The sequence below is a fragment of the Neobacillus sp. genome (assembly GCF_031988165.1).
Lineage (GTDB): Bacteria > Bacillota > Bacilli > Bacillales > Cytobacillaceae > Neobacillus > Neobacillus rhizosphaerae.
Genome location: NZ_DALZYO010000019.1, coordinates 88,364 through 97,364 on the forward strand (window position 1 = coordinate 88,364; position 9,001 = coordinate 97,364).

10 protein-coding genes are annotated in these 9,001 nt (G+C 37.7%); 8 read left to right on the forward strand and 2 right to left on the reverse strand.

Features of this window, described 5'->3' with window-relative positions; all coding sequences use genetic code 11:
* Nucleotides 1–449: 449 nt before the first annotated feature.
* Complete coding sequence (locus tag RTR43_RS13300; protein WP_312472543.1) at nucleotides 450–1,745, reverse strand: glutamate-1-semialdehyde 2,1-aminomutase; 1,296 nt, start codon at nucleotides 1,743–1,745, stop codon at nucleotides 450–452.
* Between the two features lie 346 nt (nucleotides 1,746–2,091).
* Here RTR43_RS13300 and RTR43_RS13305 point away from each other — a divergent pair, with 346 nt between their 5' ends.
* From RTR43_RS13305 to perR, 7 genes are all read left to right on the forward strand, one after another.
* A complete protein-coding gene (locus RTR43_RS13305; RefSeq protein ID WP_312472545.1) occupies nucleotides 2,092–3,108 on the forward strand; it encodes an ABC transporter ATP-binding protein in 1,017 nt (338 codons plus the stop codon).
* Nucleotides 3,101–3,892, forward strand: coding sequence for an ABC transporter permease (locus tag RTR43_RS13310; RefSeq protein WP_312472547.1), 792 nt, complete (start codon nucleotides 3,101–3,103; stop codon nucleotides 3,890–3,892). Before RTR43_RS13305 ends, RTR43_RS13310 begins: the two co-directional genes overlap by 8 nt.
* Nucleotides 3,893–3,895: 3 nt before the next feature.
* A complete protein-coding gene (locus RTR43_RS13315) occupies nucleotides 3,896–4,681 on the forward strand; it encodes an ABC transporter permease (protein WP_312472565.1) in 786 nt (261 codons plus the stop codon).
* A 142-nt stretch (nucleotides 4,682–4,823) separates the two neighbouring features.
* Entirely contained in the window at nucleotides 4,824–5,219 is a 396-nt protein-coding gene (locus tag RTR43_RS13320; RefSeq protein WP_248735951.1) for an ion channel, read from the forward strand.
* An 84-nt stretch (nucleotides 5,220–5,303) separates the two neighbouring features.
* Nucleotides 5,304–5,771, forward strand: a complete 468-nt coding sequence (bcp, locus tag RTR43_RS13325; protein ID WP_312472549.1) for a thioredoxin-dependent thiol peroxidase — start codon at nucleotides 5,304–5,306, stop codon at nucleotides 5,769–5,771.
* Between the two features lie 273 nt (nucleotides 5,772–6,044).
* Nucleotides 6,045–6,593 carry a cob(I)yrinic acid a,c-diamide adenosyltransferase gene (locus RTR43_RS13330; RefSeq protein ID WP_312472550.1) on the forward strand — a complete coding sequence of 183 codons (549 nt, stop codon included), beginning with the start codon at nucleotides 6,045–6,047 and terminating at the stop codon, nucleotides 6,591–6,593.
* 257 nt (nucleotides 6,594–6,850) lie between these two features.
* A complete protein-coding gene (perR, locus tag RTR43_RS13335) occupies nucleotides 6,851–7,288 on the forward strand; it encodes a peroxide-responsive transcriptional repressor PerR (protein WP_312472552.1) in 438 nt (145 codons plus the stop codon).
* Between the two features lie 117 nt (nucleotides 7,289–7,405).
* On the opposite strand, the gene RTR43_RS13340 is transcribed toward perR, so the two are convergent.
* Nucleotides 7,406–7,747 (reverse strand): YgzB family protein, encoded by a 342-nt coding sequence (locus RTR43_RS13340; protein WP_248735955.1) that lies wholly within the window; start codon nucleotides 7,745–7,747, stop codon nucleotides 7,406–7,408.
* A gap of 151 nt (nucleotides 7,748–7,898) precedes the next feature.
* On the opposite strand from RTR43_RS13340, the gene RTR43_RS13345 reads away from it, so the two are divergent.
* Entirely contained in the window at nucleotides 7,899–8,774 is an 876-nt protein-coding gene (locus RTR43_RS13345; protein WP_312472554.1) for a nucleotidyltransferase-like protein, read from the forward strand.
* Nucleotides 8,775–9,001 lie beyond the last annotated feature (227 nt).

The following is a 9,001-nucleotide window of genomic DNA, read 5'->3' on the forward strand; positions in this document are numbered from 1 at the left end:
CGCTAAAGCCGCTCACCTCCTATGAAACTTTTAGTTTTGGATAAAGGGCGGAGCGCCGCAAAAACAAATCGCTATATCCAATCGTAGTGAAAAATATACAGATTAGGAGACGAATTAAGTGAAGCTCTGCTCTGCTCACACCGCCTTTATTTTGTTCGTTTATTCTTTGAATGAAGTGCATTTCCAAAGAAGATGGTGGCATGAATGCAGTAATAAAAGATTAATACTTTAACGAGGTACTAAAGCAAAGGGTAAAATCAAAAATAATAATATAATATTATCATAAGAATTTTCAGAAATCAAATAAATATACATAAATCTGGATGTGGAATTGAGGATGAAAATGTGGTGTATAAACGTAAATGTTGTTTATTGTAAGCGGTTTCAAACAAAAAACAAAAATAAAAGAGAGTGATTTCCACTCCCTTTTGTGCATAAAATTTGAATATTTATTCACCCTTTAGTAAGGAAAATGCATTGTTTACTGCATGAAGAGTTGCTTCAATATCTTCTTCGGTATGAGCGATCGTTAGGAACCATGCTTCGTATTTTGATGGTGCAAGATTAATACCCTGATGGAGCATATGCTTAAAGAATCTAGCGAATATTTCACCGTCTGTGTTTTCCGCTTGCTTGTAGTTTTCAATTTTTTCAGTTGTAAAATAAACAGTAAATGCACCCTTCAAACGATTAATGGTGATTTGAATATCATATTTCTTAGCGGCCTCTAAAATTCCATCTTCAAGCATTGCACCTAAACGGTCTAAATAATCATAAATACCGTCTTGTTTTAATACCTCAAGGCAGGCGATTCCGGACAGAATGGATGCAGGATTTCCAGCCATTGTTCCAGCTTGGTAGGCAGGCCCAAGCGGTGCTACTGTTTCCATGATTTCTTTGCGTCCGCCATATGCACCAATTGGCAGGCCGCCGCCAATGATTTTTCCAAGTACAGTTAAATCAGGCTGAATGCCTAATAAATCCTGAGCGCCGCCATACATAAAACGGAAAGCAGTAATAACTTCATCATAGATTACCAAAGCACCGGCAGCGTGGGTAAGATCATTGACTTGCTGTAGGAATCCTGGTTTTGGCTCCACAATTCCGAAGTTTCCAACGATAGGTTCCACAAGAACTGCTGCAACCTGGGATCCCCATTTTTCTAATGCTTCTTTAAATGGTTCGATATCATTGAAAGGAACTGTTATGACTTCTTGAGCGATACTTTTTGGAACGCCTGCAGAATCTGGTGTTCCAAGCGTTGACGGACCTGAACCGGCAGCAACTAGAACAAGGTCTGAGTGACCATGATAACAGCCTGCAAACTTAATGATTTTATCGCGTCCGGTATAAGCACGGGCAACACGAATGGTGGTCATCACCGCTTCTGTTCCGGAATTCACGAAACGAACCTTATCTAATGAGGGAATCGCTTCCTTTAACATTTTTGCAAATTTCACTTCATGTGGCGTTGGGGTTCCATAAAGAACACCTGATTCAGCCGCTTTTTTGATTGCTTCTGTTATATGTGGGTGGGCATGTCCGGTAATAATTGGTCCGTATGCTGCAAGGTAATCGATGTACTGGTTGCCATCGACATCCCAAAAGTAAGCACCTTGACCGCGTTCCATTACAACCGGCGCGCCTCCGCCTACTGCCTTATAGGATCGTGATGGGCTGTTTACCCCGCCAACGATATGGTCCAAAGCTTCGCTATGTAGTCGTTCAGAATTTGTAAATTGCACTATTTTTCCTCCTTATATTGTTTCTTTTTAAATGATAAGAATTTTTAACATTGGACTTTGAGAATTGTCCAGCTCCAGCGCCCTAGCGACTAGAGTGCTTCCCTCACCTCCCTACGATAAGTCAACATCGGTTCGCTAACGCTCACCGTGTTTCCTTTATCTCAGTCGGTTCAGTCCAGCCCTTACGTCGCTGACCAGGGCACTTCCGCTTTTCTTATTTTATCACTTTTTTTTACGACCTTTATCTATTTCAACTTTTAAAAAATTTAATAAAGTGCAGGACAGTTGTTTTAACATCTCGATTTAGCTAAACTAATTCATTAGGGTAAGTATCGGGAGGTAAAGAATGAATAATGCGATTGAAGTACAAAAATTAAGAAAAGAATTTAAAGCCTATTCAAGTCGGTCCGGCTTAACTGGTGCGTTTAGAGATTTATTCACGAGAAACTATAAAATTGCCCGGGCTGTTAATGATATTAGTTTTTCTGTGAAAAAAGGTGAAATGGTTGGTTATATTGGCGAAAATGGCGCTGGAAAGTCCACAACCATCAAAATGTTGACGGGTATTTTAACGCCTACTTCCGGGCAAATCAGTGTTAATGGCATGAATCCACACAAAGAGCGAGAGAAATTTGTGCAAACCATCGGCGTTGTTTTCGGACAGCGGTCTCAATTATGGTGGGATATCGCCGTTCAGGAGTCATTCAGGTTGTTGAAAAAAGTTTATAAAGTGTCGGATCAACAATATGACGAGCATATGAATCATGTCATTAAAACCTTGGATATTGAGCCACTTCTTGATAAGCCTGTTCGTAAACTTTCACTTGGTCAAAGGATGCGATGTGAACTGGCGGCGGCATTAATTCACAATCCACCGTTACTGTTCTTAGATGAGCCAACGATTGGCTTGGATGTTTTGGTGAAGTTAAAAATCCGGGAATTTTTAAAAGAAATCAACGAGAAATATAACACGACAATTCTTCTCACCACGCATGACCTATCTGACATTGAAGCATTGTGCGAGCGGGTCATTATGCTTGATGAAGGAAGGGTGATTTATGATGGGGCTCTTAAGAATTTGAAGGAGACTTTGGGCGAAGGAAAACAACTGCAGTTTCAGTTTCTTGAAAAAGTGGATCTCATCACGGTTAAACATTTAACAAACGGTATGCCGGTAAAGTGGGAATGGGATGAAAAGGAACAGATTTTTACTGCAAATATCGAAGACAGCGATGAACTTATATCACAGGTCATTGCTCAGGTTGCTGCCGCTTATAAAATAAAAGATATAAAAATTAACGAGACCTCTACAGAGGAAATCATACGCAATATTTATGAAAAGGGTGCGGTAGAAGTTGGATAAATATTTAGAAATGATAAGAATCCGCTTTTTAATGATGCTTGCCTACCGGACAAATTATTATACTGGGATTCTTATCTATGGCATTAACATCGGGGCTTATTATTTTTTATGGACAGCGATTTATGGTGGGAAGGAGCAAATTCAGGGGCTCTCCGTTGTACAAATGACCACCTATGTAGCGATTTCCTGGATGGCCCGAGCGTTTTACTTCAACAATCTTGACCGTGAAATGGCCATGGAAATCATGGAGGGGAAAGTTGCGGTAGAACTAATTAGACCCTACAATTATCTCGGAATGAAAACGATGCAGGGGTTGGGGGAAGGGATATTTCGCCTATTTTTCTTCTCAGCACCAGGACTGGTCATAGTTTATTTTGTTTTTCCTATCCGGTTTACGTGGGACCTAAGTGTGTGGGGATTATTTGCCATCTCCATCCTGCTGAGCTTTTTAATTAATACGCAACTAAATTTATTAACGGGGATAACGACTTTCTTCTTATATAATAATACAGGTCTGATTCGGGCCAAACGCGTTGTCATAGATTTGTTTTCCGGCCTGCTCCTGCCAATTAGTTTTTTTCCTGGCTGGGCACAAGGAATCATGAAATTCCTTCCTTTTCAAGGTATTAGCTATATACCGAGTATGATTTTTACGAAAGGCTTTTCCCATCAGCAGGCAATCGAAGCGCTTGGCCAGCAGCTATTATGGGTAATCATATTAATGATCCCGATCCAATTTCTCTGGCATGTGGCGAAGAAACAGCTGGTTATTCAAGGAGGGTAAATGTTGTTTTACATATCAATGTTTTTCCAATATCTTTCGCAGTATTTAAAAACAAGACTGCAATATCGGGCTGACTTGTTTGTTGAGTTTTTCTCGGATTTACTTTCACAGGCTATCAATCTGGTCTTTATATTAGTCGTTTTTGGCCACACTAATTTGCTGCATGGCTGGAATCGGGATGAAATAATTTTTATTTATGGTTTTTTCTTAGTTCCTTATGCGGTCTTTTCTGCCTTTTTTAATATTTGGGATTTTAATGAACGATATATCGTGAAGGGGGAATTCGACCGGATTTTAACAAGACCCATCCATAGTCTGTTTCAAATCATTCTTGAACGGCTTGAACTCGAATCCTTAATCGGCGCAATTACTGGGCTTGCTGTCATGTTTTATGCAGGCATCAGGCTTGGCCTTAAGTTGAACTGGTATGATCCGTTTCTATTTATTGTTTTTGTTATCGGTGGTGCTCTTGTTTATGGTGGAGTTTTTATTATGCTAGCTTGCATAAGCTTTTGGGCCGATGCACGAACGTCCCTCATGCCGATGATGTACAATATTAGTAACTACGGCAGGTACCCGGTTAATATTTACAATAAATTAATCCGCTTTGTGTTAACCTGGATATTGCCGTTTGCTTTTGTTGGCGTTTACCCCGCTGCCTTTTTTCTTGGGAAAAAAGAATGGTTCTGGTATTCCTTTTTAACACCGGTGATTGGCATAACCTTTTTTATCCTTTCCGTTCTCTTATGGAATCAAGGGGTCAAAAAATATCGGGGAGCAGGGAATTAGCGAAGCAATTGTTGATCATGAATAGTTGTGTTTGAATTTTTTTATTAAAATGAAGCCAGGCGTTAGCCTGGTTTTTGATATTTTATGGTCCAAGCCTGCATAGAAATAGAATAACTCTCGTTGAAATCAGAGGTGGTTTTTAATGTTCTATTTCTTGCTGCCAATTGTAATTTTTTGCATTTTCATGAGTATCCGAACATTATTTGTTCCAAATACTGTTAAGGGTAAGATGGTATCGATTCATAATTTTTTTTATCTGGGAATGTGCTACCTCACTGTCATCATTGGTTATGGTCTTATTTATTTGCTCTTTGAATTGATGGGAATGTCTGTGCTGGTTGAAGCAAATAAGGAAAGTGGGAATCATAACTTTTTTGAAACAAGTTTTTATTTTAGTGCAATGATGTTGTTTTCTGTAGGTAATGGAGATGTTGTCCCACATGGGATTGGTAGATTTATTGCTGTTACTGAAGCGTTAATTGGCTATACTTTACCGGCGGCCTTTGTTGCCAGAGTCATGTTTGAACGTGAAAAATAAAGCTTTTCGTGCAGAAAAGTTGTTTTGTTTTCCAACTTTGGTTAGGCTATTGATAGGAATATTTTACAAGGTGGAGTGAATAAGATGACAGTTCAAATTGGAAAACAGGCACCCGATTTTAGATTAGAAGCCCATAACGGTGAAACAGTATCATTAGAAAATTTTAAAGGTAAAAATGTAGTGCTTTATTTTTATCCCAAGGACATGACACCAGGTTGCACAACAGAAGCATGTGATTTTCGAGACCAAGCTCACCAATTTAATGACTTAAAAGCCGTTATCTTGGGTGTAAGTCCGGATCCAGTTGAACGCCATCAAAAGTTTGTCGAGAAATATGGACTGCCATTCATGCTACTTGCAGATACGGACCACCAAATGGCCGAAGACTATGGAGTTTGGAAACTAAAGAAGAATTTTGGTAAAGAATACATGGGAATTGAGAGATCTACTTTTATCATTGATAAAGAAGGTAAAATCGTCAAGGAATGGAGAAAGGTTCAAGTGAAGGGGCATGTTGAAGAGGCATTATCTTTTATTCGAGAAAACTTATAATTCACATTTTTTAAGCCTATTTTCGCGATAAAAGGCATTTGTCCAATGCAACTAACCTCAATTTGAATATCATTTTATTAGGGCATACCTCCTCAGATAAATTTTGGGTCCATAGTGGCCCTTTTTTTTTTGCTTAAAATAGGATTTCTTTAATTCAAGTTTTCTTAATATATATAGGTGATATGATGAAGAAAATTTTCACTTTCTGTCTGTCAAAGGAGAAGGAGTCATTGTATAGTAAAAAACTTCATCGATATCATAGGGGGATATAAAATGAAAATCTATACCAAAACAGGTGATAAGGGAACAACTTCTCTCATTTATGGACAAAGGGTGGCAAAGAACGACTTACGCGTGGAAGCCTACGGGACTTGTGATGAAACCAATTCTCTAATTGGACTTGCGCTAAGTCATTTAAATAAGGAAAATTTTCAAGGGAAAGAAATAATTGAAAAGGTATATCATAAAATACAAACAAATCTTTTTCATGTTGGGGCAGAATTAGCGACCCCAAAAGGAAAGGTAGTAAAATGGTCGCTTGATTCATCAGATGTCGAGGAAATGGAAAAACAAATTGATGATTGGAACGCAGTGCTTCCGGAATTAACAAATTTTATTTTGCCTGGGGGACATCCTGCTGGTTCTGCCTTTCATGTGGCACGAACAACTGCAAGGAGATCGGAAAGATGTGCGGTTTCTTTAGGTGAGGATGTAAATCCCCTTGTTTTGGCCTATTTAAATCGGCTTTCAGATTTATTGTTTGTGACCGCTCGTTATGTGAATCATCAGCTAGGGGCGGTTGAAAAGACATTGCATAGTTAAAAAAAGAAACATTCCTGTTTGTCCTGCATTTACGGGAAGTAAGACCCTACTTCAAGACTTAAAGGGAACAAACAAGGATAGGTAGGGGGGAACTGCCCGTAAAAGCCTGATTGGTTCAACTAACAATCAATGGATAAAGGCATTCCACTGATTGAAGTTTCACTTTATTAGATTACAATATTGACAAAAGTATAAATTAGTTAGTAAAATTAATTATAACAATTATAATCTAAGAATATTTTTTAGAAAGAAGGTGCATGGCGATGAATCAGTTAAAAGAAGCGTTGGATACCTTAAAGGATACAGGGGTACGAATTACTCCACAACGTCATGCGATACTTGAATATTTAATAAACTCGATGTCACATCCCACGGCAGACGATATTTATAAGGCCTTAGAGGGGAAATTTCCTAATATGAGCGTGGCAACAGTTTACAATAATTTACGAGTATTTCGTGAAGTAGGTCTTGTTAAGGAATTAACTTATGGTGATGCATCAGCCCGTTTCGATTTTGTTACATCACATCATTATCATGTCATTTGTGAAAAGTGCGGGAAAATAGTTGATTTTCATTACCCGGGCTTAGATGAAGTAGAGCATCTAGCTTCACATGTGACGGGCTTTAAAGTTGAAAACCACCGTATGGAGATTTATGGTACATGTCCGGAGTGTGAAAGTAAAGAGGTACATTAATTTGGATGGAATGAAGGCTGATTATAAAAAAATCAGCTCTTTTTTCTGTAAAAAAAGGATGACTTAAACCTGCGGCTTGCAAGCCTGGAGGTTTAAGTCATCCTCTATTTATTTTCCCTACTTCTTATTATAGGTTTCATCAAATTCTTTTCCTATTAGATTAGGATCGAGGGTTAAGGGTTCACGACAATACATACACATATCTACTCTGCCCAGCATTTTTGTCGTTTTTCCACAGCTCGGACACTTTACTTGAATGGTTTTTGTCGATAACATACCAATCCAGAAATAAATGACTGTACTGGCGATAATGAAAAGGAGACCAAAAAGCATAAAGATGGTCATAATAAGTGGTGAAGTTCGAAAATAGATACCGGCATACATCACAATTAAGCCGATAAAAATTAATGATAAAGCAAAGGATCGAATTTTATTTATTTTACTCGAATATTTAGCCATGTTACTCCCTCCTAGTGAAAACTATACCATATTTACGAGGAGAGAAAAAATGAGAGGAAGAGAATGTCGAAATTTGTCTTTAAAGAAAACAGGAAATTTCATTTCGTTGTCGAACATATTATACTACATGAAAAAAATGGAGGAATGATGAATGGAAGACATCCTTCGGCCTATTTATCAAGAAAGGGCGAGTCAGACCAATACTCTTGGAGTCTTGTTGGTTGAAAAAAAACTAAAATTAAGTCATATAACAGATTCGTTTGATGTCATATTATTGGTTATCGTAAAAGAAGCAGAGCAGCCCTTGTTTATTAAACAGTATTCGTACAACCACCAAAAAGCAGCGATGCATATCATTACCGAAGCGCAGCTGCAAGAATGGTTATTGTTAGGGACGAATCGAAGAATATTTGAATGGCTTCAGGATGCCAAAATAATTTTCGACCGGAACGAATACGTTGAGAATTTAAAAACGGAACTGCGGGAATTTCCTTTTAATGGACGAAAAATAAAAATGGGCTTAGAATTTGCCAAATTAATTCGTCGTTATGTCGATGGGAAAGCTTTATTTGAAAGTAAACAATTTTTGGATGCTTATAATTATGTTGTTCATTCCTTACACCATCTTGCAAGATTAGCGGTAATAGAGAACGGTCTTCACCCAGAGCTTACAGTATGGCATCAAGTAAAACAAATTGAACCAGAAATATATAAATTATATGAAGAATTGGTTAAAAGTGAGGAAACGCTTGAGAAAAGACTTGAACTTTTGTTTTTAGCAAGTGAGTTTATGATTCATTCTAGAACAAATATTGGTACATCACATCTATTGGAAGTGCTAAGTGGTAAGGAATATTGGTTGTTTAATGAGATCATGAATGAAAAAGATTTAATGCCTTATTCTGTTGATCTGGCTGTGCTTATTGAATATTTAATTGAAAAACATTTGATAGATGTGGTTAATATTGAAACGAAGGGGCAAGGGGTTTTTCATCGCTGCTATTGTGTTCATGAAAAATTATCGTAAAAAAACAAAAAAGGTATTGACCTTTTTTCTTATACTTGGTATATTAATAACCGTCGCTGCGAAACGTTGTTATAAAGCTTTCGTAAGTGGCGGTTTCGAAAAAAGATATTGACATCACCAAGTGTTGTATGTTATATTAAAAAAGTCGCTTATGAGCGATGAAGAAAATTGTTCTTTGAAAACTAAACAAACAAAAACGTCAACAAACAAAAAAATTATTAGTTTCA